Here is a 22,330-nt window from a genome sequence, read left to right on the forward strand (position 1 = left end):
GAACCGCATTGACTTCATCATGTGCTTTGCTTCCTTCGGTCCCGCTTCGCCTGCCGGCGCAGCGCCCACGACAGAAGAGGAGACGTTCGTGAAGGTTATTCGTGTTGTTGCCGTTGCATTGACGATCGGGATTGGCATGGGATCGGCAGCCTTGGCCGATGGTTTCAAGGACTGCACCAAGCTCGACAAGGCGTCGTGGAAGCCGGCGAGCGACGCCGAAGCCAAGGCCAAGGCGCTCGGCTACGAGGTGCGGCGCTCCAAGATCGAAGGCTCGTGCTACGAGGTCTACGGCGTCAAGGAAGGCAAGCTTTACGAGCTGTTCTACAGCCCAGAAGATCTCAGCCTGAAGCACACGATTGCGAAGTAGACCGCGCGAAGTGTCTGCGCAATGCTACGCCTGAGGGTGGTCCTCGCTTGATCGAAGAAACGGTGCCGCACGCTCGCGGGGGGTCCGACCGGACCCCCGCGGATCGAACCGCCGCGCGGACAGTCGCGGTCTGGGACCTCCCGCTGCGGCTCTGGCACTGGGCGCTCGCGGCTTGCGTTCTGGCCGCGTGGTTCACGCCGACCGTCTATGACCGACTTCACCGCATCGTCGGTTATGCCGTACTCGGCCTTCTTGCGTTCCGTCTGGTCTGGGGTTTTTGGGGAAGCCGCTATTCGCGCTTTCGCATGGTCGGCGTCAGGCTTCGGGCCGCGCCGGGTTATCTCTGGAATCTGCGCCGCGGCATCACCGGCCGCTATATCGGTCTCAATCCAGCCGGCACGTTGATGCTGGTGGCGCTGCTGGTCTCGCTGGCGGTCTCGACGATCACGGGCGCGATGTCGGTGACCGTGACCTTTTTCGGTGTCTGGTGGGTCGAGGACACTCACCATTATTCATCCGACGCGGTCATCGTCCTGATCGTGCTGCACGTCTTGGGCGTGCTGATGATGGGGCGTCTTCAGCGCGAGAATCTGATCAGCGCGATGATCACTGGACGTAAGCGCATCCGTCATCACCTCTAGAGCACTATTGGTTCTGATTGTGTCAGAACCGAAGCTTCGGTTCGGCGCGTCTCCTCCCCCGCCAATCGGTGTCGCCTTCCTCCGCTCCAGGCCTCGCTGCCGGTTCCAGAGTGCTCTCGGTTGGCTCTACGACCGGTGGCGCGCATTGTCCTGCGCGGGCGCCCGCCAGATTTCAAATTGCACTGACCACGTTAAGCAACCAATAAGCATGCAATCAGGCGTTGCACAAAATTAACGCGAAGGCGGATTAGCACGGACACTATCGGCAATATCCACGATGGAGCGGCTGGGATGTTTCGGGTTTTCGCTTGCCTTGCCGTCGAGCACGATTGGCGGCTTGTCCTGCTCGCCGGTCTGGTCTGCTTGCTCGCGAGTAGCGTCGCGGTCAGTATCTTTCATCGTGCGATCGTGGCGCCCGCAAGAACGCGGTTGATCTGGATCGGGATTGCCGGCGCTGCCATCGGATATGGGATCTGGGCAACGCATTTCGTCGCGATGCTCGCCTACGAACCCGGCGTTACGACCGGTTACGGCATCGTACTGACGGCGCTTTCGCTTGCTACGGCAATGCTGTTGACGTCGGGCGGCTTCGGCATTGCGGCCGGCTATTCCGGCCGGTGGCGCGCCGCGGCAGGCGGTGTCGTCATTGGCGGCGGCATCGCCAGCATGCACTATCTCGGAATGTGGGCACTTGAAGTGCCGGGCCGCGTCACCTGGTCGCTGGATCTGGTGTTTGCCTCGGTCATTCTGGGCATGTGCCTCGGCTGTGCCGCCCTCGTTGTTGCAGTCAGGTACAAGAACTCCTGGGGCGCACTGTTGGCGGCAGTCCTGCTGACCCTTGCTATCGTCTCGCATCACTTCACGGCGATGGGTGCCGTGCAGATCGTTCCAGATCCGACGCGTTCAACCGACAGTCTGTCGCTTTCGCCGACTTTCCTCGCTCTTGCCATCGCCGGCGTGGCACTATCTGTACTTGGGATGAGCCTGATCGGCGTACTCGCCGACCGCCGCCTGGCAAGTAGAACCAGCAAATTCGAGGAGATCATCAGCCAGCTTTCGATCGCCCGGCAGCAGCTCGAAGGCTCGCAGAGAGAGTTGCAGGATCAGACGCTCAGGCTGGACACCGCGATCAACCACATGGTTGAGGGCCTTTGCATGTTTGACGCCAAGAAGCGGCTTGTCGTCTGCAACGAGCGCTACGCCCGACTCTATCGGCTGCCGCCGGAACTGCTGCGGACGGGGACGTCGCACACCGACATCATCAGGCATCGCATCGTGAACGGAATCCTCAAGGGCGATCTCAGCGAGGGGGCTGCCGAGCAATTCATCTCGAAGCTGGCCGCGCTGCCGTTCGATGCGGTCTCAAGCAGGATCGACGAGTTTGCCGACGGTCGGTTGATCTGCGTGACGCGGCAGCCAATGGCCGGTGGCGGATGGGTTGCCACACATCTCGATGTGACCGAGCAGCGCCGGTCTGAGGCCAAAATCACTCATATGGCGCAACATGACGCGTTGACCGATCTGCCCAACCGCGTGCTGCTCAGGGAGCGGATGGAGCATGCCATCGCAGTTACTCGCAACGGTGGCGTCGACTTGGCCGTGCTCATGCTCGACCTCGACCGCTTCAAGGAAGTCAACGACACGCTTGGACATCCGGCGGGGGATTCCCTGCTCCGCGCCGTCGCCGCGCGCCTGCGCGAATGCACCACCGAAACCGCGTTGATCGCTCGACTGGGCGGCGACGAGTTCGCAGTGATCGATTACGTCACCAATCCAGCCGTGGAGGCTGCCGGCCTGGCCGAGAGCATCGGAAGGGCGCTTTGCGAGCCCTTCGATCTCGGCGATCACCGGGTCACGGTCGGCACCAGCATCGGAATCGCCATCGCGCCGCGCGATGGCAGCGATTCCGACGTGATCATGAAGAGCGCGGATCTCGCCCTCTACTCCGCCAAAAGTGGCGGACGTGGCGCATACCGCTTCTTCGAGCCGGAACTCGACGAGCTCATGCACGCGCGACGCAACCTGGAGCACGATATGCGGGATGCCCTTGCCGATCGTCAGTTCGAGCTCCACTATCAGCCGTTCGTCAGCGCCGCTACCGGCGAGACCCGCGGCTTCGAGGCCCTGCTCCGCTGGCATCACCCACAGCGAGGACTGGTCACGCCGAGCGAATTCATCCCGCTTGCGGAGGAGACAGGCCTTATCGTGCCGCTGGGAGAATGGGTCTTGCGGACCGCCTGTGCGGAAGCCGCCAATTGGCCTGCGCATGTCAGGATCGCTATCAACCTATCTCCCGCTCAATTCAGGAGCAAGGAACTCGTTGCTGTCATTGTCGGCGCGCTGGCGAGTTCGGGAGTGGCGCCACACAGGCTCGAGCTCGAGGTCACCGAGACGGTGATCATGCACGATAGCGAGGCTGCTTTCGCGGTGCTCGGACAATTGCGCGAGCTTGGCGTGCGAGTTGCCCTGGACGATTTCGGCACCGGCTATTCGTCTCTGAGCTTTCTGCAGAGATTCCCGTTCGACAAAATCAAGATCGACCGCAGTTTCGTCAGCGAACTATCCAGCCCGAGCGCAGAGGCGCACCATCTTGCGCGGGCAGTGGTTCGTTTTGCTGTCAGCCTCGGCAAGATAACGACCGCCGAAGGCGTCGAAACGAAAGAGCAGCTGGACATCCTCCGTGAGGAAGGCTGCGTCGAAACACAAGGCTACTATTTCAGCCGGCCGATGCCTGCATCCAGCATCACCAGCATGCTGCGGCGAGGTGCCGAAGCGGCCTACCACGCTGCATGAGCATTCCTACCCTCACTGCAGCGGCGGATCGCCGCTGGTGCGCTTCTTCGCGAGGTCCATCTCGGTCACCGCGATCAAAATTTCGGCGCGGGTCTTCAGGTCGGGCGCTTCCAGCATCGCCTGCTTCTCGGCCACGCCATAGGGCGACATCATCGCCAGCGCGTTGACGAGTGCTTCGTTGGGAGCGGTCTCGACGCCCTCCCAGTCAACCTTGAGGTTGTTGGCCTTCAGAAAGTCCGCCAGCACCGTCAGCAGTGCTTCGCGATCGACCTCCTCCTCGCCCATGCGCGGCGTGAAGTCGTCGACGAAGGCAAAGAAATCCACCTTGCACTGCCGGTAGGCGGTGAGAACCTCAAGCTCCTCGACGACCTTGAAGCGCGAGACACCGGTGAGCTCGAGGATGTAGCGGCCGTCGCCGGATTCCGCGAGCTGGGTGATGCGGCCGACACAGCCGACACGGAACAGCGCCGGCTTGTCGGAATTCTTGGGCGAATGCGCGATGTCGGGCTGGATCATGCCGATCAAGCGATGGCCGTCGCGAAAGGCATCGTCGATCATCGCGAGGTAGCGCGGCTCGAAGATGTTGAGCGGCATCTGCCCGCGCGGCAGCAGCAGCGCGCCCGGCAGCGGAAACACCGGAAGGATCTCCGGAAGGTCGGCCGGCCCGCGATATTCGATGTTGATCGGCATCTGCCGGGTCCCCTGGCCTTGCCAGCGCGCGTCAGGAAAACAGGATGATCGACAAGCGCTTGCGTCCCTCGACGGTTGCATCGTCCGTGCCGCCCCAGGCCTCGAAGAACTGTACCAGCTGCTTGCGGGCGCCGTCGTCGTTCCATTTGCGGTCGCGCTTGACGATCGCGAGCAGCTGCTCGGTGGCCGCTGCCCGGTTGCCTTGCGCGTTGAGCGCGATCGCGAGGTCGAATCGGGCCTGATGATCGAGCGGGTTTGCGGCGACTTTCTGTTCCAGCTCGGCGACGGGCCCGAGCTGTTCCGCCTGCTCGGCCAGATCGATCGCGGTCTGCACGGCTTTCACAGCCGGGTCGTTGCGCTTGGATTCCGGGACCATGGCGAGCGTCTGCTTGGCCTGCTCCATCGCGCCGGAGACGGCGTAGCATTTCGCGAGCCCGGCGAGGGCCGCAATGTTGGTCGATTCGAGCTGCAACACCTCCGCGTAGATCTGGGCGGCCGCGGCGGCATCGCCCTCTGCGAGCACGGCCTCGGCTTCCTGGAGGATCTCCGCGATATTCGGCTCACCCGGCGCGGTCACGCCCTTGGTCAGCTTCTCGATGAAGGCGTTGAGCTGGCTCTCCGGGACCGCACCCATGAAGCCGTCGGCCGGCTGGCCGTTGACGAAGGCGATCACCGCCGGAATCGACTGGATGCCCATCTGGCCCGGGATCGCCGGGTGCTGGTCGATGTTCATCTTGACCAGCTTGACCTTGCCCTTGGCGGCCTTGACCGCTTTTTCCAGCAAGGGCGTGAGCTGCTTGCAGGGGCCACACCACTCCGCCCAGAAGTCGATCAGCACCGGCTGGCGCTTCGATTCCTCGATGACGTCCTTCACGAAGGTCTGGGTAGTCGTGTCCTTGATCAGATCGGCGGCAGCCGGGCCCGCTGCTCCGTTACCCTGGTCGATGATCGTCACGGGATCCCCTCGTCTGATGTCTGGAATTGGCGGGTCTTTAGCACGTCGCCAATTCATATGCTTCGCTGTTGGCCCTAAATTGGGCCGGGACGGCCGAATTTCAATCCGTGTGGGCCGATTCGCCGGTTCCGGAGCCTTTTTTGGGGCATTTGGCCGCGTTCGGGTCCATATCGGGCCTCCGATTGCGCATCTATGCCGCCGGTAGCTGTTGCATTCCCCTCCCGCTTTTGGCATACGACAGCCGTTGCCGGCGCAGTCATGCGACCGACACAGGATGCGGGTGTAGCTCAGTGGTAGAGCACGACCTTGCCAAGGTCGGGGTCGAGGGTTCGAGCCCCTTCGCCCGCTCCAATTTTCTCCCAAAGCATCCAGTGAGCCGGATGGGCACGTGGTTTTCCACGCCTCTGGCGGCCGTTTGGGTCTCGAATGACAATTCTGGTCACAGGCAGCGCGGGCCATCTCGGCGAGGGTCTTCTCCGCACGCTCCGCGGGCGCGATTCGTCTGTGCGTGGGATCGACCTGAAGCCATCGCCCTTCACCGATGCCGTGGGCTCGATCGTCGATTCCGACTTCGTCCGGGCCCAGATGGACGGCGTCACCGCGGTGATCCACACCGCGACCCTGCACAAGCCGCATGTGGCGACCCACAGCAAGCAAGACTTTGTCGACACCAACGTCACCGGCACGCTCAACCTGCTTGAAGCGGCCGTGGCCGCCGGCGTGCGCAGTTTTGTCTTCACCAGTACCACCAGCGCGTTTGGCTCGCAGCTTCGCCCCGAGGCGGGCCAAGCCGCGGTGTGGGTCACCGAGGACCTGCCGCCGATTCCGAAGAACATCTACGGCACGACCAAGCTGATGGCCGAAAATCTCTGCGAGCTGTTCTGTCGCGAGCGCGGCCTGCCTGTCGTGGTCTTGAGGACCTCGCGCTTCTTCCTGGAAGACGATGACGATCCGGCGATGCGGTCGGCTTACGCGCCGGAGAATGCGCAGGCCAACGAGCTGCTCTATCGCCGGCTGGATATCGCGGACGCGGTGAGCGCCCATCTGCTCGCCGCCGAGCGCGCGCCGGACATCGGGTTTGCCCGCTACATCCTGTCGGCCACGAGCCCGTTCGAGCAGCGCCATCTCGCCGCACTGGCGCGCGACGCGGCCGGTGTGGTGCACGAGCTCTGTCCGGATTGTGCGGAGCTCTATGCGGCGCGAGACTGGCGGCTGTTCCCCGCGATTGACCGCGTCTATGTCAACGAGCGCGCGCGGCACGAACTCGGCTGGCGGCCCGAATTCGACTTTGCGCATGTCCTGAAATGCCTTCGCGATGACCGCGATTTTCGCAGCACGCTGGCGCGCGATGTCGGGTCGAAAGGCTATCATGAGACGATTTTCGACGATGGTCCTTACCCCGTCGCCCCGTAGCCGCCACCTTTGCTAATTCGCTCGATTCGTCAGATGTCTACCCGGAGTCACCGGCAGCAAGATGGCCGGAGCCGTTCTACTTTGCATGGGGTTGTTTTCGCGTTTTTTTGTTCCAGACCTCCTGCTGCCTGCAAATTAGCCGCGCATGATCTCGATTCTGCGCTGCAGCGAGAGCGTTGTCGTCGCGGCATTCGCGATCATTGCCTTTCCGTCTCAATTTTTACTGAGCGCTATCGCAGCGCACGCGGCGCGCTTCTCACCGCTCGCAGATGTGCTAACCTTCTGCGTCTGTCCTCTCGACAGAGTCCGAACTTCGCCTCTCGATAGCAAATTAAAATAAATGTGCAGCCCTGATGGCTGCCTTAGGGGAGTGACGCGATGAAATTCCATCGATCCGTCTTTCAATCCGTCCTGGCGCTTGCAGCGGTTGCCCTTCTCGCGGGGACAAGCGTCGGTCACGCGCAGCAGCAGGACAAGAACAAGCCGCTGAAGAAATACGAATCCGGCACCAAGGAGTTCTGGACCCATCCGCCGGACGACTGGTTTCTCGGCGACGAGACCGAGGCGCAGAAGGGCCTGGCGCCGCCGTCGGGTCCGCCCACCGGCGCGTCCGACGCCGAGCTCGCCAATATCGTCAAGAAGGTCAAGCTGCCGCCGGGCTTCAAGATGGAGGTCTACGCCTCCGGCGTGCTGGCCGCGCGGCAGATGGCCTGGGGTGACAAGGGCACGCTGTTCGTCGGCTCATTCGGCCTCGGCAACGTCTATGCGATTAAGGACAACAACGGAAAGAAAGAGGTCAAGACGATCCTCAAGGGCCTGAACATGCCCACGGGTCTGGCCGTCAAGGACGGTGCCCTCTACGTCATCGCGGTCGACAAGCTGATCCGCTACGACGACATCGAAAACAAGCTCGACAATCCCGGCGAGGGCAAGGTCGTCTATGACGACATGCCGTCCTATGCCGCGCATGGCTGGAAATACATCGCGGTCGACAAGGAAGGCTGGTTCTACATTCCGTTCGGACCGCCCTTCAACATCGGCATTCCCCCGACCAGCGTGTCGCAGATCCGCCGGGTCGATCCCAAGACCGGCAATGCGGAAATCTATGCGCTCGGCGTTCGCAACTCGGTCGGGGGCGACGTCGATCCGCGCACCGGCAAGTTCTGGTTCACCGAGAATGCCCGCGACTGGATCAGCGACGATCTGCCCTCAGACAAGCTGAACATGATCAGCAAGATCGGCGAGCACTTCGGTTATCCCTACTGTCACCAGGGTGATCTGCCGGATACCAAGTTCGCGATGGGCCACAAATGCTCCGAGTTCACGCCGCCCGTGCTGAACCTCGGCGCTCACGTCGCTCCGCTGGGCATGAAGTTCTATACCGGCGACCAATTCCCGGCCGAGTACAAGAACAACATCTTGATCGCCGAGCACGGCTCCTGGAATCGTCACAAGTACCAGGGCGGCCGCATCATGCGCGTGATCGTCGGTCCCGACGGCAAGAACGCCAAGCAGGAGGTGTTCGCCTCCGGCTGGATCGAGGGCGACCAAGGCTATCTCGGCCGTCCCGACGACATCATTCTCGCCAAGGACGGCTCGATCCTGGTCGCCGACGACTGGGCCGGCGCGATCTACCGCATCAGCTACAGCAAGAAGTAGCGTAAGACGACGCGAGGCTGCGGTGCCGAGAGGGCGCCGCAGCCTTTCTCATTTCAATTTCGCACGCTGTCGTTTCCGATCGCGCACCGCTTGCGCGCAAGTCCGGAACCCTTGGCCACGAACGCGGGTTATCGAATTCTCAGATGCGTCATTGCGCATCATAGCTCGCGCTTCTTCGCCCCGGAATGACGCGTTCGATAGATCGGAATTCCAATCATGCGCCGGCAGTTCATCTCGCACGCAATCAGCGCGGTCGCGCTCCTCGCGCTCGGTTCTCTCCCCACGAGCGCCGCCGACAATGCCGCGATCAAGGAGAAGGCCGCCGTCTGCGCCGGCTGTCACGGCGAGAACGGCATCTCGCAGACCGAGAACATTCCTTCGCTCGCGGGCCAGCCCGATCAATTTCTGCAATGGCAGCTCGTGTTTTTCCGCGCCGGCTCGCGCAAGAACGACCAGATGCAACCCATCGCCGAGGAAATCACCAACGAGGACGTCCGCAATCTCGGCGCCTATTTCGCCGCGCTGACGCCGCCCACAGCGGCGGAGGACAAGGATCCGGACCTGTCGAAAAAGGGCGCCCAAGTTGCCGCCGGCCGCCGCTGCGCCTCATGTCATACGGATAGCTTTGCCGGCACCAAGGCCGTCGCGCGGCTGGCGGGCCAGCGCGAGGAATACCTGGTCAAGGCGCTGCACGACTACAAGAGCAGCCAGCGCGTCGGCGGCGGTGGCGCTGCGATGGCCGATGTCGCCTATCACATGAGCGATGAGGAAATCACCGCCGTCTCGCACTATCTCGCGTATTTCAAATAGCGGAAGCTGCGGCTACCCCACCCGCTGCTTCTCATACGCTTTCAAATGCGTGTAGGCGATGCGCAGCTTCGGCACCGGCACCTTGGCGGCATCGGCGCGAGCGATGAGGTCGCCGATGACGTGATCGGCCTCGACCGGCAGGCCCGCCTTGACGTCGCGGAACATCGAGGCCGTCATCGGTGAACCCTCGGTGGTGAGGTTGCCCTTCACGCGCTCGAAGAACGGCCCGCCCGGCGTGTAGCCCGACGCGGTGGCGATCGCGCTGGTCTCGTCCAGCATGCCGAGCAGGAAATCCCTGCCGCCGGGAGCGGCGAGAATATTGCCGACGGAGGTGCGCATCAGGCTGGTGGACGCGGCCAGCGAGGACAGGAACACCCACTTTTCCCACATGTCTTGCATGATGTTCTGGCTGGCGGTGGCCCCAGCGATGCCGCTCTTGAAGGCCTCGTCGATCGCCTTGACGCGATCCGACAGCTCGCCGTCGCGCTCGCCGTAATTGATCGACTGCATCGGCTGGAGCTGCACCACCTCGCGCTTCTCGTTGAGCGTCGCGGCGATGGCGCAGAGGCCCCCGAGCACGCGCTCCTTGCCGAACTTGTCGTCGAGGATATCGAGATGCTTCATGCCGTTGAGCATCGGGATGATCGCCGTATTGGGCCCGACTGCTGCCGCGAACGACTTGATGGCGTCGTCGAGGTCGAAGGCCTTGCAGCTCAGCAGCACGACGTCGAACTTGTCCTTGAGCGCGTCGGCCTGAATGGTCGGCGGATTTTTCAAGGTCACGTCGCCGTTCGGGCTTTTGATGACGAGGCCGGCGCTCGCGAGCTCGCTGGCGCGCCGCGGCCGGACCAGGAAGGTGACGTCGCGGCCGGCCTGCAACAGCCTGCCACCAAAATAGCCGCCGATGGCGCCAGCGCCGACCACGAGGATACGCATGGGATTGTCCTTGTTGTTGGTTCTTTTTCGTCGTCTTGGCGAAAGCCAGGACCCATTACCCCGACTGCCTCTTGTCGGACAAGTCGGAGCCCCCGCCTATCGCCAAACGCGATCCGGTGGTTATGGGTCCTGGCTTTCGCCAAGATGACGTCGAGGACATTGTTCGGTTTCCCTGCTTCGAGAAAATCACTTCCCCGACACCATCTCCTCGACCTCGCGCAACTGCTCCTTGCCGAAGAACATCTCGTTGCCGACGAAGAAGGTCGGCGAGCCGAACGCGCCCCGCGCGACAGCTTCCTCGGTGTTCTTGATCAGTCTGCCCTTCACCTCCGGTTCCCCGGCGCGAGCGAACAGCTTTTGCGCGTCGAGGCCGGAGGACGCCAGCGCCTTCGCGGCGATTTCCGGATCGTCCATCTTCTTCGGCTCGCCCCACATGTGATGGAAGGCGGCTTCGACATATGCTTCGAACACGCCCTCGAGCTGCGCCGCGATCGCTGCGCGCATCAGGTTCAGCGTGTTGACGGGGAAGAACGGATTCATGACATAGGGCTGCACCTGGAAGCGCTTGACGAAGCGCTCGGTCTCGACCGCGTGGAATTCGCGCTTGTTCTTGATGCCGGCAAGCGTCTCGGCGGGGGACTTGTTGTTGGTCGATTTGAAGATGCCGCCGAGCAGGATCGGCACATATTCGAATTTGACGCCGATGCGCTGCTCGATGGCGGGGATCGCGAGATGGCTGAGATAGGCGTTCGGACTGCCGAAATCGAACAGGAATTGCGGGGCTGTGCGGGTCAAAATCATGCTCCCTGACGTCGCTTTTTTCGCATTGTGGCGCAGCGCGCGCCGCGGGTCTACCGTTTAATGACGGTCATAATCTCTTGATGATTTGGTCAGGTCAGGCGCCGGATCGTCCGCTTGCGCCACACCAGAAGGTAATAGCCCATCTGCAAAAGGAACATGGCGCAGAACACGATCGGATAGGCGGCCCACACACCCTGAAGGCCAATCGTGCGGCTCAGGATCACTGCGGATGGCAGCTCGATCGCCATAATGGCGAAGACCGCGAGCAGCATTGGCGTCAGTGCCACGCCGGCAGCGCGCATCGCGCCGGAAAATACCGTCGCCAGGCCGAACGGCACCGAGCTCCACAGTGCGATGTTGAGCAAGCTCTTCGCCAGCTCGAGCACGGTGTCATCAGTGATGAAGATGCCGAGCACGGCGCGCGGCGCGAGATAGATCAGCGCCACCAGTCCGCCCGTCAGGACGATGTTGAACGCAAGTCCGGTGCGCACGATGCCGTCGAGCCCCGCTCTGTCGCCGCGGCCGACCGCTTGGGCGCCGAGGATGGAGACTGCTATCGAAATCGACATCGCCGTGAACTGCGTGTAGCCCATCACCTGGTTGACCGCGCCATAGGCTGCGGTGGCGTTCGAGCCGAAGCCGTTGACGAGGCCGAGCAGCACCAGCTCGGCGATCGCCATCACCACCATGCCGATCGCGCTCGGCAGTCCAATGCCGAGGATCTGTCCCAGCACCACACGATTGAGCCGCAGATGGCGCAGCAGTGCAGCGTCCGGTGCCAAGGCATGTTTTCTCCGCAGCAGATAGGCCGCCAGCGCGACCAGCGTCAGCGCGTTGGCGATCGCTGCCGCCCAGGCCGGGCTGGTGATGCCGGCCGCCGGCAATCCGAACGACCCGCGGATCAGCATCGGCGTCAGGATCAAGCCGATCGCGGTCGACAAGGCCAGCGCCAGCAAAGGCGTCAGCGCGTCACCGACGCCGCGGATCATCGCCGTCATCAGCAGGAAGACGAAGCCGAGCGGCATGGTGAGCAGCATGATGCGGGCATAGGCGCTAGCCTGTCGAGAATGTCTGCGGGCGTTGCGAGCATCATCATCAATTGCCGGCTGAAGATGCCGCCGATCAGTGCAATTGCAATCGAGAGCAGCAGGCCGATTGCGAGCGTCGTGCCGACGATGAGCTTGATCCGGCCCTGCTCGCCCGCACCATAGGCCTGGCCGATCAGCACCGTGGCGCCGGTGCTCAGCCCCATGACGAAGGCGAAAAGGAAGAACATCACCGGAAAGAACACCGAGACCGATGCAAGCGCGTCGATCCCGATCATCTGGCCGAGATAGACGTTGCTGACGGTGCCGAACAGTGATTGCAGCGCGTTGCTCAGCATCAACGGCGCGAGGAAGCGCAGAAAACTTTTCCAGAGCGGCTTGGCTGCGGACATGGATTGGCCTTTCAGGGCCTGCGAAACCGTCGCCACGCGCAATGCGCGTGGCCTGGCCGTCGATGGGGTTGTGAGAAGGCGCGCACCTAAGCGCGGTCGCTGTAGGCGAGCTTGACAATGTGGTCGCGGATGTCGGCGGGCCAATCTGCGATCAGTCCGGTGAAACGCCGCCGATCATCCGCAAACAGCGCGCGCGATGCTTCCTCGAACTGCGGCAGATTGCCGGCCATGGTCGACATGAAGTGATAGGCCGCATCGCGCGCCTGCCGCTCGCGGTCCTTGTCGCCGCTGGCACGCCGCGCCTCTTCGACAAGTTTCCGTAGTGCGACCGAGGCGCCGCCTGCTTGCGCGCTGAGCCACTCCCAGTGCCGCGGCAGCAGCGTCACCTCGCGCGCGACCACGCCGAGCTTCGGCCGGCCGCGACCGCGCGGCTCGCTCGGCGATGCGGTGTCCTCAACCGGGGGCGGCACAAGCTTCGCCAGCCGCGCCAGCACCTCCCGGTCTCCGCCGCGCAGATCGAAGTCGATCGATCTGCCCGTGGCGTCCTCGAAGATGATGATGGGCTCGTCCGGCCGCTCCGTCATCCTCTTGATGACCAGCGCGACCTCTCCTGCTGGCCCGGAGACCAGACGGCGATGCCCTTGGAAAGCGGTGAAAGTCTTCTGCATTGGAATCATTGCCATATTGGTCGCGATGGCAGCTTTAATACCCGGGTAAATTGCTAAGGTCAATATACCCGGGTTAAAATACTCGACCGGATGGCTCGACATTGCGTTCCCGGGCTGGCACGAACGCGCGGCCGATCGAACCATGCCTAGCCCCGGGGACCACGCGATGCTGACCGTTCATCACCTCAACAATTCCCGCTCGCAGCGCGTGCTGTGGCTGCTCGAAGAGTTGGGCGTGCCTTACGAGATCGTGCGCTATCAGCGCCAGCCGGACATGCGCGCGCCGAAGGAGCTCCGCGCCATCCATCCACTCGGCAAGTCGCCCGTTATCACGGACAACGGCAACACCATCGCCGAATCCGGCGCGATCATCGAATATCTCATCGCCACCTATGGCAACGGCCGGCTGGTCCCGCCGCCGAACACGCCGGAGCGGCTGCGCTTCACCTACTGGCTGCACTATGCGGAAGGCTCGGCGATGCAGCCGCTGCTGCTCAAGCTGCTGTTCACGCTGATGCCGAAGCGCGCGCCGGCGTTGCTCCGCCCGCTGGTGCGCAAGGTCTCGAACCAGGCGCTTACTGCGCTGGTCAATCCGCAGCTGAAGCAGCACATGGACTATTGGGAAGGCGAGCTCGGCAAGAGCGAGTGGTTCGCCGGCAACGAGTTCACCGCCGCCGACATTCAGATGAGCTTTCCGCTTGAGGCAGCCCAGGCGCGCGGCGGGCTGGAGCTCGGCCATCCCAACGCGATGGCGTTCCTGGAGCGCATTCATGCACGGCCGGCGTACAGCCGCGCCCTCGAAAAGGGCGGGCCGTATCAGGTCGGTCGATAGTTAGCTTTCATCAGTCCGCGTGCAGCACGCGCCCGCGCGTCTCCGGGAGCGCGAAGGCGGCGATGAAGAACAGCGCGTAAGCCACCACCGCGAAGATGGCGATCGCATTCGCAAGCGACGTCGTCGCCGATAGCGCTCCGACCAGGAACGGAAACAGCGCGCCGATGCCGCGGCCGAAATTGTAGCAAAAGCCCTGGCCCGAGCCGCGCAGTCGCGTTGGATAAAGCTCGGTCAGGAACGCGCCGACGCCGGAGAAATAGCCCGAGGCGAAAAAGCCGAGCGGGAAGCCGAGCACCCACAGGACCTCGTTGGTGAGCGGCAGCTGCGTGTAGAGCAGCACAACCGCTATCGCGCCGATCGAGAAGGTCAGAAAGAGATTGCGCCGTCCGATCCGGTCGGCGAGCCACGCGCCGGTGAGATAGCCGATGAAGGAGCCGATGATCAGCGTCGAGAGATAGCCGGTCGAGCCGACGATCGACAGATGCCGCTCCTTGGTCAAGAACTGCGGCACCCAGAAGGTGACGGCGTAATAACCGCCCTGGCAGCCCGTGGCCATCAGCGACGCCAGGATCGTGGTCTTCAGGATCGGGCCCGAGAAAATCTCCCAGAGCGCCGGGCGATTGCCGCTCGCGGCCTGCTTGGCGCGGGCCTCAGCCGCGATCTCCGGCTCGGTCACCGAGCGGCGGATGTAGAACACCAGCAGCGCGGGCAACGCGCCGATCACGAACATCCAGCGCCACGCTGTCTCCGCCGGCAAAGCCGAGAACAGGATCGCCTGCGACAGCACCGCGAGGCCCCAGCCGACGGCCCAGCCCGACTGCACCGAGCCGACTGCACGCCCGCGATATTGCGGCCGGATCGCTTCACCCATCAGCACGGCGCCCGCCGCCCACTCCCCGCCGAAGCCGAGGCCCAGCACCGCGCGTGCGATCAGGAGCTGTTCGAAATTCTGCACGACCGCGCAGACCAGCGAGAAGAACGAGAACCAGATGATGGTGATCTGGAGCGTTCTGACCCGGCCGATATGGTCGGAGAGATAGCCGCCGAGCCAGCCGCCGATCGCGGAGGCCAGCAGCGTCACGGTGCCGGCGAGCCCGGCCGACCCCGCATCGACCTTCCACAGCGCGATGATGGTGCCGATCACCAGCGGATAGATCATGAAGTCCATGCCGTCGAGCGCCCAGCCTGCGGCGCACGCCCAGAACGTCCGCCGCTCCGGCGCGTTCATGTCGCGATAGAAGGCAAGAAGGCTGGTGTCCTCGATCTCGGCGCGTTCGATGCGCTGGTTCGGATCAACGGTGGTCATGCGCGATTCCCGACAGTGTTTTCTTTGGCAGTTTCTCTGGCCTGGCGGTGGTAGCACGCGCGGGGGCGCGCGCAAGCCGGCCGCCGGCCTTCGCGCCATGCAAGTACAGAGTTACTGCCCCGCTGCTTCCGCGCCCCGGGTGCGTGGATCGGGCGCGCCGAGCGGCCCGTTGGCGGTCACCGCGATCGAATTCGCCGATGTCTGCCCCATCGGCGTGACGATGAGATGATCCATCGCCTTCAGCTCGAGCAGCACATCATCGGGAAAGCCGCTCTCGACCCGGACCTCGTCGGGCAACCATTGGTGATGCAGCCGCGGCGCGGCCACGGCAGCCGCGACGTCCATCTTGTAATCGAGGACGTTGACGATCACCTGGAGCACGGCCGAGATGATGCGGCTGCCGCCCGGCGAGCCCGTCACCAGCACCGGCTTGCCGCCCTTCAGGACGATGGTCGGCGACATCGAGGACAGCGGCCGCTTGCCCGGCCCGGGCAAATTGGCCTCGAAGCCGACGAGGCCGTAGGCATTGGAAGCGCCGACCGCTGCGGTGAAATCGTCGAGCTCGTTGTTGAGCAGCACGCCGGTGCCGTCGGCGACGAGGCCGACGCCGTAGCTGAAGTTCAGCGTATAGGTGTTGCTGACCGCGTTGCCGCTGCCGTCGACGACGGAAAAATGCGTGGTGTTGCTGCCCTCATGCGGTGAGGTCGCAGTGGAAACGAGCTGTTCCGACGGCGTGGCGCGATCCGCGGAGATGGTTGCCCGCAGCTTGGCCGCATAGTCCTTGCCGGTGAGCGTCCCGATCGGCGCGTTGACGAAGGCGGGATCGCCGAGATAGCGCGCCCGGTCCGCATAGGCGCGCTTCATGGCCTCGATCAACAGATGCAGCGAGGCCGGCGATCCCTGCTTCAGATCGGCGAGCTGAAAACCTTCGAGAATATTGAGCGTCTCCACCAGCACCACGCCGCCCGACGACGGCAGCGGCATCGACACGATGTCATAGCCGCGATAGGTGCCGCGCACCGGCGCGCGGATCACCGCTTGATAGGATTTCAAATCCGCTGGCGTCATGATGCCGCCCGCATCAGTCACGGCCTTGGCGAGTTTTTCCGCGACCGGCCCTTCATAAAAACCGCGCGGGCCCTGTACGGCGACAGTCGACAGCGTTTCGGCGAGATCGCTCTGCACCAGCCTGTCGCCTTGGCTGAGCGGCGTGCCATCAGGCCGCGAGAATATCCGGGCCGAGGAGGGCCAGCGCACCAGCCGCTTGTGCCAGCCCGGCAGCGTGTCGGCAATGTCGTCGCCGACGAGGAAGCCGTCGCGGGCGAGCACGATCGCGGGCTCGAGCAGTTGCGCCAGCGTGAACCGGCCCGAGCCACATTTTTCCAGGGCGAGCGCAAGACCCGCGACGGTGCCGGGCACGCCGACGCCGAGCGCAGAATCCCGCGACTTCGCCGCATCGGGCTTGCCGTCGGCGCCGAGGAAAATCTGCGGCGTGGTCGCAGCCGGCGCGGTCTCGCGATAATCGATCGTGATGTCTTCGTTGCGCTCGGTGGAATGAATCACCATGAAGCCGCCGCCGCCGATATTGCCGGCCCGCGGATAGGTCACGGCCATCGCAAAGCCGGTCGCGACCGCGGCATCGACGGCATTGCCGCCGCGCCGCAGGATATCGGCGCCGACCTGCGCGGAGATTTTCTCCTGCGCTACTACCATGCCGTGTTCGGCGGGAACGGCGTGCACGGTGTCGAGCGCGGGCGGCACATAGGCCCGCCGCGCATCCTGCGCGGTCGCGGTCGGAAGTCCGAACGCCAGAGTGGCAAGGAAGGCGAAAAATGTCCGCCGTGTCGAAAAAGACGACATCATCAAACTTCCGCAATGGCCATGGGCAGTTCACATGCAGCGCTGCAATGCTATACGGTTTGCCCCGACAGAGGCAAAACTGTTCGTGATGAGGATTATGGAGTGACGACGATCGCCCGGGATGCGCGGATCGCCGGCGCGCAGCGGACCTATCCGCCGCGCAGCGCCGTCGTCAGCTGGATCTTCTTCGACTGGGCCGCGCAGCCTTATTTTACGCTGATCACGACCTTCGTGTTCGCGCCCTATTTCGCCACCGGCATTGCGCCGAATCCCGCCACCGGGCAATCGTTGTGGGGCTTTGCGATGGCTGCCGCGGGCCTCGCGATTGCCTTGATGTCGCCGGTGCTGGGGGCTATCGCCGATGCGTCGGGCCGCAGGAAGCCGTGGATCGCCGGATTCGGCGCAGTGCTGGTGCTGGCATCCTGCACGCTGTGGATCGGCAAGCCCGGCGATCCCTCGATCATTCCGCCGCTGCTCACCGCGGTCGCGCTCGCCAGCGTTGGCGCGGAATTCGCCACTCTCTTCAACAATGCGATGATGCCGACGCTGGTGCCGCCGGAGCGCATCGGGCGGCTCTCCGGCACCGGCTGGGCGACGGGGTATGTCGGCGGCATCGTCAGCCTGATCATCGTGCTCGGCCTGCTCGCCGCGAACCCCGAGACCGGTCGCACGCTGCTCGGTCTCACGCCTCTGTTCGGGCTCGATCCCGTCAGTCATCAGGGCGACCGCGCCGCCGGACCGTTGACCGGGCTTTGGTTCATCGTTTTCGTGACGCCGATGTTCCTGTTCACACCGGACTATCCGGCGAAGCGTCCGGTGCGCGAGGCGCTGCACGAGGGGCTGTCGGAGCTGAAGCAATCGATCAAGGGGCTGCCGCAGCAGAAATCGCTTGCGGCGTTTCTACTCGCCAACATGATCTACACCGACGGTCTGGTGTCGCTGTTTGCCTTCGGCGGCATCTATGCCGCGGGTACGTTCGGCTGGCACACGATCCAGATCGGCACGTTTGGCATCATGCTCGCGATCGCCGGCGCGTTTGGCGCGTGGTTTGGTGGCAAGCTGGACGATCGCTTCGGGCCGAAGCGCGTGATCGCCGGCAGCATGCTGGTCCTGCTGCTGGCGCTGGCGGCGATCCTGCTGGTCGACAAGGATTCGATCCTCTTCATCAAGGTCGCGCCGCCCGCGCCCGGCGGCGGATTGTTCGCCGCCGCGTCAGAGCGCGCTTATCTGGTGCTGGGCTGCCTGATCGGTGCGGCCGGTGGTCCGCTGCAAGCGGCCTCACGTACGCTTCTGATCCGTCTCGCACCGAAGGACCGCATCGCGCAGTATTTCGGTCTGTTCGCACTGACGGGGAAAGTGACGTCCTTCATCGGCCCGCTGCTGATCGGCGTGATCACCGCGGTGACGGCGAGCCAGAAGGCCGGCATGGCCGTGCTGGTGGTGTTCTTCGTCGCGGGTCTGGCGCTGTTGATGCGGGTGCGGGAAAATTAGCGTCGTCCCGGCCTAGTGCGCAATTGCGCACGGGGACCGGGACCCATACCGCGTGATTGCTCGTTGCCGCGACACGGCCAGTACCGCACACCAAACTACTTCCTGGGCTATGGGTCCCGACCTTCGCCGGGACGACCCGTCGAGAGTTTAGTACACGACAGATCTAGTGCCTGAAGTGCCGCGTGCCGGTGAACACCATGGCGATGCCATGCTCGTCGGCGGCCTTGATCACTTCGTCGTCGCGCATGGAGCCGCCGGGCTGCACCACGGCGGTGGCGCCGGCCTCGATGCAGGCGAGCATGCCGTCGGCGAACGGGAAGAACGCATCCGACGCCACCACCGAGCCCTTGGTGAGCGGTTCGGCGAGCTTCAGCTCGGCGGCCGCATCCTGAGCCTTGCGTGCCGCGATCCGCGCTGAATCGACCCGGCTCATCTGGCCGGCGCCGATGCCGACGGTCGCGAGATCCTTGGCGTAGATGATGGTGTTGGACTTGACGTGTTTTGCGACACGGAAAGCAAACTTCAGGTCGCGCATCTCGGCATCAGTGGGCGCGCGCTTCGTGACAACCTTGAAGGTCATGTCGTCGACGACGGCGTTGTCGCGGCTCTGCACGAGGAGACCGCCCGCCACCGTCTTGGCGGTGAGGCCCGGCGCGCGCGGGTCGGGCAGGCTGCCGGCGAGCAGAAGCCGAAGGTTCTTGCGCGCGCCGATGATGGCGATCGCTTCCTCGCTAGCGTCAGGCGCGATGATCACCTCGGTGAAGATTTTCGTGATCTCGCGCGCGGTGTCAGCATCGAGTGCGCGGTTCATCGCGATGATGCCGCCGAACGCCGAGGTGGAATCGCAGGCCAGCGCCTTGCTGTAGGCGCCGACGAGGTCGGAGCCCTCCGCGACGCCGCAGGGATTGGCATGCTTGACGATGACGCAGGCTGCGGTGCGCTTGGCGTCGAACTCGCCGATGCATTCATAGGCCGCATCCGTGTCGTTGATGTTGTTGTAGGAGAGCTCCTTGCCCTGGAGCTGCCGCGCGGTCGAGACGCCCGGCCGCTTGTCGGGCGTCGCATAGAACGCCGCGGTCTGGTGCGGATTCTCGCCATAGCGCAGTGACTGGATCAGCCGGCCGCCGAAGGCACGGAAATCGGGCGCGTCGATCTCGAGCTGGCGATTGAACCAGTTCGAGATCGCGGCGTCATAGGCGGCAGTGCGCGCGTAAGCCTTGGCGGCAAGGCGCCGGCGCAACTTCAGCGTGGTTGCACCGCTGTTGGCGGCGAGCTCATCGAGCACGGCCTGATAGTCCTGCGCCTCGACCACGACGGCGACGTCGTCATGATTCTTCGCGGCGGCGCGGATCATCGCGGGGCCGCCGATGTCGATGTTCTCGATGCAATCCTCGAAGCCCGCGCCTTTGTCGACGGTCGCCTCGAACGGATAGAGATTGACGACGAGGAGATCGATCGGCGCGATCCCATGCGCCGTCATCGCATCCGCATGGTCCTTGTTGTCGCGGATCGCGAGCAGACCGCCGTGCACCTTCGGATGCAGCGTCTTCACGCGGCCATCCATCATCTCGGGGAAGCCGGTCAGCTCGGACACGTCCTTCACCTCGAGGCCGGCCGCGGCGATCGCCTTCGCGGTGCCGCCGGTCGAGATCAGCTCGACATCGTGCGCGGCAAGCGCCTTTGCGAAGTCGATCAGGCCGGTCTTGTCGGAAACGGAGAGAAGTGCGCGGGTGACGCGGCGGGGATGGTCAGTCATGAGCAAGATCCTCTGTCTGAAGGAGTAATGCCCAGGCGCGCGGCAGCTGTGTCCCGCGCTTCCCGATGGTGCTCCATCCAAGGTCGCCAGTCGCGCGAGCGAGGGCTCGATAGCAGTTTTCGGTCGCTATCACAACGACCAGATGGTGCCGAATCGCATGCGTCTACAGCGGAAGTTCCGGCTCCCGCCGTGCATTTCTGCGGGCATTCGTGACCGCCGGCGAGGCGGTGGAGCGCACAAAACTCCAGCGGATCGAGGGCGCCTGCCGCGCGTCCTGGCGGATCACGATCTGCGCGGTGCGGCGCGGGCCGTCATTGCCGGCCAGGGATACGCTGTCCTCCAGCTCCACCTTGTCGTCGAGCGCCTCGAAGGTCCAGACGTCGCGATTCGGGAGCACCAGCATGACGCCGCGGGCGTCGGACAGCCGGCTCGCCTTCACCGCCGGGTGCAGATGGAATCGCAGCGCGAAATCGGCATCCGGACCCTTGAAGCGCCCGCCTTGCGGCGGCGACAACGTGTCCTCGCCGTCGATGCGCGCGCCGTCATTGGCGATCATCAGTACGCGGCGGTGGATCGCGCCGAATTTTGTCAGGTAACCGTCATGCGACGTCGTGAGCAGGGTGCCGTTCTGCACGATTTCGCGATAGCTCTCAACCTCGACGGGGCCGCTGGTGACCGGAGCGCCGTGCAAGAGCCGCTTCATAGCCGACATCTCCACGAACTGGCATGACGAGGTGTCGTGATAGGTCAGCGTCGAATGCGCCGCCGTGCCGCGTGCGAACGGCCGCCAATTGTCGCGGCCCGTGGCCGGCATGCCGCAATTGGTGACGATGCGGCTGATGCCGGAGGAGAGTTCGAACGACAGGCAGCCGGCATGGGCGTCGTGGCTGACGCTGGCCGCCGGCGGCGGGCCCGTGTCGATGATCAAAGTGGTCTGGCCGGCATCGAGGCGCTGGAAACCGGTATGCGGCATGTTCGACATCGGCGCGCCGTGGGTGTCGTCATAGGCAAGCAGCGTCGCGAGCAGGTCCGACGGGGTCGCGCTCATGCCGTTGAACAGCGCGAAATTGCCGTCGCCGTGGCGGAAGAAGCGCAGCATCGGCATCATGCGGTCGATCGCGTTGAGCAGCGCGGGCGGCGGCGCGATGTTGCGCGCGGCAAAGGTCTGCCGCAGCGGCAACAGGTCGATCAAGAGCTCGATCAGCGCGCCCGGGTTGCGCGAGACATGGCCGCCGTCGGGCAGGATCTGCCGCTGCAATTCATCCGAGAGCTTTTTCGAGGTGCTGCGGATGTGACTTGCCTGGTTGGCAAGGCACAACGCCGCATAGCACAGCGCGATCAGCACCTGGAGCTTCGGCACTCCGTCGGGGATGTTGACCATGGTGTAGCGCAGCAAGCGGATTTCGCGCGCCAGCGCGCGCAGATACCGACGATAGAATTTGTTGTCGGTATCGTTCAGCACCAGCGGCGCCTGCGACAGCAGGGAGATCACGCGGCGGGCCAGCACGTCGGCGCGTCGCGCGACGGGACGGCGCTTGCTGGCGGGGTTGCCGATCCAGTCCTCGATCAGCGAGCGCGCATTTGCGCGCGTCAGCGCGGTGTCGGCGGCGCGCAAATGGCGCAGCCAGCCGAAGCCGAGCAGCGCAACTTCCCAATCTTCCGACGGCGGCTCGAGATCGAAGATCGAGCGGCCGTGGCAATTGACGATCTTGCCGGCGAAGACGAAGCGGCCGGCATAGATCTCGGCGGCGCGGGTCGCATCCGCGGTGCGTAGATCATGCGGCGCGATGATCAGCCGGTCGGCGCGGCCGGGCCAAACCCGCGACAGGGCGACGGAACCGCCGCTCGCGCGCGCGAGCATGTTCCGCGCGAAGCGGTTCATCACCAGCGTCGAGATACGTCTGCGTTGAGCGA

17 protein-coding genes, 1 tRNA gene, 1 pseudogene and 1 riboswitch are annotated in these 22,330 nt (G+C 64.1%); of the genes and pseudogenes, 9 read left to right on the forward strand and 10 right to left on the reverse strand.

Features of this window, described 5'->3' with window-relative positions:
- The first annotated feature begins 88 nt into the window (after positions 1 to 88).
- The 3 genes from IVB07_RS00155 (at position 89) to IVB07_RS00165 (ending at position 3,801) form a co-directional block, all read left to right on the forward strand.
- Positions 89 to 367 (forward strand): PepSY domain-containing protein, encoded by a 279-nt coding sequence (locus IVB07_RS00155; RefSeq protein WP_007598654.1) that lies wholly within the window; start codon positions 89 to 91, stop codon positions 365 to 367.
- A gap of 47 nt (positions 368 to 414) precedes the next feature.
- On the forward strand, positions 415 to 1,008 hold the full coding sequence (locus IVB07_RS00160) for a cytochrome b/b6 domain-containing protein (protein ID WP_018459674.1): 594 nt from the start codon (positions 415 to 417) through the stop codon (positions 1,006 to 1,008).
- A gap of 291 nt (positions 1,009 to 1,299) precedes the next feature.
- Positions 1,300 to 3,801, forward strand: a complete 2,502-nt coding sequence (locus IVB07_RS00165; protein WP_018459675.1) for an EAL domain-containing protein — start codon at positions 1,300 to 1,302, stop codon at positions 3,799 to 3,801.
- 12 nt (positions 3,802 to 3,813) lie between these two features.
- On the opposite strand, the gene IVB07_RS00170 is transcribed toward IVB07_RS00165, so the two are convergent.
- Together IVB07_RS00170 and trxA are read right to left on the reverse strand one after the other, a co-directional pair.
- A complete protein-coding gene (locus IVB07_RS00170) occupies positions 3,814 to 4,491 on the reverse strand; it encodes an LON peptidase substrate-binding domain-containing protein (RefSeq protein WP_018459676.1) in 678 nt (225 codons plus the stop codon).
- A 31-nt stretch (positions 4,492 to 4,522) separates the two neighbouring features.
- Positions 4,523 to 5,446: a thioredoxin gene (trxA, locus tag IVB07_RS00175; protein WP_007598659.1), complete on the reverse strand. Its 924-nt coding sequence runs from the start codon at positions 5,444 to 5,446 to the stop codon at positions 4,523 to 4,525.
- A 276-nt stretch (positions 5,447 to 5,722) separates the two neighbouring features.
- Between trxA and IVB07_RS00180 the strand changes: the two genes are divergently transcribed.
- The 4 genes from IVB07_RS00180 (at position 5,723) to IVB07_RS00195 (ending at position 9,328) form a co-directional block, all read left to right on the forward strand.
- A tRNA-Gly gene (locus IVB07_RS00180) sits at positions 5,723 to 5,797 on the forward strand.
- Positions 5,798 to 5,872: 75 nt separating this feature from the next.
- Positions 5,873 to 6,859 (forward strand): NAD(P)-dependent oxidoreductase, encoded by a 987-nt coding sequence (locus tag IVB07_RS00185; RefSeq protein ID WP_018459677.1) that lies wholly within the window; start codon positions 5,873 to 5,875, stop codon positions 6,857 to 6,859.
- A 378-nt stretch (positions 6,860 to 7,237) separates the two neighbouring features.
- The gene (locus IVB07_RS00190; RefSeq protein ID WP_085349220.1) at positions 7,238 to 8,518 is read left to right on the forward strand and encodes a PQQ-dependent sugar dehydrogenase; all 1,281 of its coding nucleotides are present in this window, start codon (positions 7,238 to 7,240) and stop codon (positions 8,516 to 8,518) included.
- A gap of 216 nt (positions 8,519 to 8,734) precedes the next feature.
- Positions 8,735 to 9,328 (forward strand): c-type cytochrome, encoded by a 594-nt coding sequence (locus IVB07_RS00195; protein ID WP_018459679.1) that lies wholly within the window; start codon positions 8,735 to 8,737, stop codon positions 9,326 to 9,328.
- Positions 9,329 to 9,340: 12 nt separating this feature from the next.
- Here the strand turns inward: IVB07_RS00195 and panE are convergent, their stop codons facing one another.
- The 4 genes and pseudogenes from panE to IVB07_RS00215 all read right to left on the reverse strand — a co-directional run bounded on the left by panE (position 9,341) and on the right by IVB07_RS00215 (position 13,186).
- Positions 9,341 to 10,264 carry a 2-dehydropantoate 2-reductase gene (gene panE, locus IVB07_RS00200; protein ID WP_018459680.1) on the reverse strand — a complete coding sequence of 308 codons (924 nt, stop codon included), beginning with the start codon at positions 10,262 to 10,264 and terminating at the stop codon, positions 9,341 to 9,343.
- A 186-nt stretch (positions 10,265 to 10,450) separates the two neighbouring features.
- Positions 10,451 to 11,065 carry a 2-hydroxychromene-2-carboxylate isomerase gene (locus IVB07_RS00205; RefSeq protein WP_018459681.1) on the reverse strand — a complete coding sequence of 205 codons (615 nt, stop codon included), beginning with the start codon at positions 11,063 to 11,065 and terminating at the stop codon, positions 10,451 to 10,453.
- Positions 11,066 to 11,154: 89 nt separating this feature from the next.
- Positions 11,155 to 12,503, reverse strand: a pseudogene (locus IVB07_RS00210) (MATE family efflux transporter).
- Between the two features lie 86 nt (positions 12,504 to 12,589).
- Positions 12,590 to 13,186, reverse strand: a complete 597-nt coding sequence (locus IVB07_RS00215; protein WP_018459683.1) for a DUF2239 family protein — start codon at positions 13,184 to 13,186, stop codon at positions 12,590 to 12,592.
- 151 nt (positions 13,187 to 13,337) lie between these two features.
- On the opposite strand from IVB07_RS00215, the gene IVB07_RS00220 reads away from it, so the two are divergent.
- Positions 13,338 to 14,003 carry a glutathione S-transferase gene (locus IVB07_RS00220; RefSeq protein WP_018459684.1) on the forward strand — a complete coding sequence of 222 codons (666 nt, stop codon included), beginning with the start codon at positions 13,338 to 13,340 and terminating at the stop codon, positions 14,001 to 14,003.
- Positions 14,004 to 14,013: 10 nt separating this feature from the next.
- On the opposite strand, the gene IVB07_RS00225 is transcribed toward IVB07_RS00220, so the two are convergent.
- On the reverse strand, positions 14,014 to 15,309 hold the full coding sequence (locus tag IVB07_RS00225) for an MFS transporter (RefSeq protein WP_018459685.1): 1,296 nt from the start codon (positions 15,307 to 15,309) through the stop codon (positions 14,014 to 14,016).
- Positions 15,310 to 15,420: 111 nt separating this feature from the next.
- A complete protein-coding gene (gene ggt, locus IVB07_RS00230) occupies positions 15,421 to 17,172 on the reverse strand; it encodes a gamma-glutamyltransferase (RefSeq protein ID WP_018459686.1) in 1,752 nt (583 codons plus the stop codon).
- Between the two features lie 99 nt (positions 17,173 to 17,271).
- Here ggt and IVB07_RS00235 point away from each other — a divergent pair, with 99 nt between their 5' ends.
- Complete coding sequence (locus IVB07_RS00235) at positions 17,272 to 18,660, forward strand: MFS transporter (protein WP_018459687.1); 1,389 nt, start codon at positions 17,272 to 17,274, stop codon at positions 18,658 to 18,660.
- Positions 18,661 to 18,823: 163 nt separating this feature from the next.
- Here the strand turns inward: IVB07_RS00235 and purH are convergent, their stop codons facing one another.
- Both purH and IVB07_RS00245 read right to left on the reverse strand, forming a co-directional pair.
- On the reverse strand, positions 18,824 to 20,416 hold the full coding sequence (gene purH / locus IVB07_RS00240) for a bifunctional phosphoribosylaminoimidazolecarboxamide formyltransferase/IMP cyclohydrolase (protein ID WP_018459688.1): 1,593 nt from the start codon (positions 20,414 to 20,416) through the stop codon (positions 18,824 to 18,826).
- A gap of 22 nt (positions 20,417 to 20,438) precedes the next feature.
- Positions 20,439 to 20,520, reverse strand: a riboswitch (ZMP/ZTP riboswitch).
- 59 nt (positions 20,521 to 20,579) lie between these two features.
- On the reverse strand, positions 20,580 to 22,298 hold the full coding sequence (locus IVB07_RS00245) for a heparinase II/III family protein (protein ID WP_026233860.1): 1,719 nt from the start codon (positions 22,296 to 22,298) through the stop codon (positions 20,580 to 20,582).
- Positions 22,299 to 22,330: the final 32 nt, after the last annotated feature.

The sequence above is a fragment of the Bradyrhizobium sp. 172 genome (assembly GCF_023101065.1).
Taxonomy (GTDB): domain Bacteria; phylum Pseudomonadota; class Alphaproteobacteria; order Rhizobiales; family Xanthobacteraceae; genus Bradyrhizobium; species Bradyrhizobium canariense_D.

Bases quoted from the DNA above. Each gene is read 5' to 3' on its own strand.
- IVB07_RS00220 (WP_018459684.1), top strand. From the start codon at position 13,338: ATGCTGACCGTTCATCACCTCAACAATTCCCGCTCGCAGCGCGTGCTG.
- IVB07_RS00195 (WP_018459679.1), top strand. From the start codon at position 8,735: ATGCGCCGGCAGTTCATCTCGCACGCAATCAGCGCGGTCGCGCTCCTC.
- IVB07_RS00165 (WP_018459675.1), top strand. From the start codon at position 1,300: ATGTTTCGGGTTTTCGCTTGCCTTGCCGTCGAGCACGATTGGCGGCTT.
- IVB07_RS00245 (WP_026233860.1), bottom strand. From the start codon at position 22,298: ATGAACCGCTTCGCGCGGAACATGCTCGCGCGCGCGAGCGGCGGTTCC.
- IVB07_RS00215 (WP_018459683.1), bottom strand. From the start codon at position 13,186: ATGGCAATGATTCCAATGCAGAAGACTTTCACCGCTTTCCAAGGGCAT.
- IVB07_RS00205 (WP_018459681.1), bottom strand. From the start codon at position 11,065: ATGATTTTGACCCGCACAGCCCCGCAATTCCTGTTCGATTTCGGCAGT.
- IVB07_RS00185 (WP_018459677.1), top strand. From the start codon at position 5,873: ATGACAATTCTGGTCACAGGCAGCGCGGGCCATCTCGGCGAGGGTCTT.
- IVB07_RS00170 (WP_018459676.1), bottom strand. From the start codon at position 4,491: ATGCCGATCAACATCGAATATCGCGGGCCGGCCGACCTTCCGGAGATC.
- ggt (WP_018459686.1), bottom strand. From the start codon at position 17,172: ATGATGTCGTCTTTTTCGACACGGCGGACATTTTTCGCCTTCCTTGCC.
- IVB07_RS00190 (WP_085349220.1), top strand. From the start codon at position 7,238: ATGAAATTCCATCGATCCGTCTTTCAATCCGTCCTGGCGCTTGCAGCG.
- IVB07_RS00225 (WP_018459685.1), bottom strand. From the start codon at position 15,309: ATGACCACCGTTGATCCGAACCAGCGCATCGAACGCGCCGAGATCGAG.
- purH (WP_018459688.1), bottom strand. From the start codon at position 20,416: ATGACTGACCATCCCCGCCGCGTCACCCGCGCACTTCTCTCCGTTTCC.
- panE (WP_018459680.1), bottom strand. From the start codon at position 10,264: ATGCGTATCCTCGTGGTCGGCGCTGGCGCCATCGGCGGCTATTTTGGT.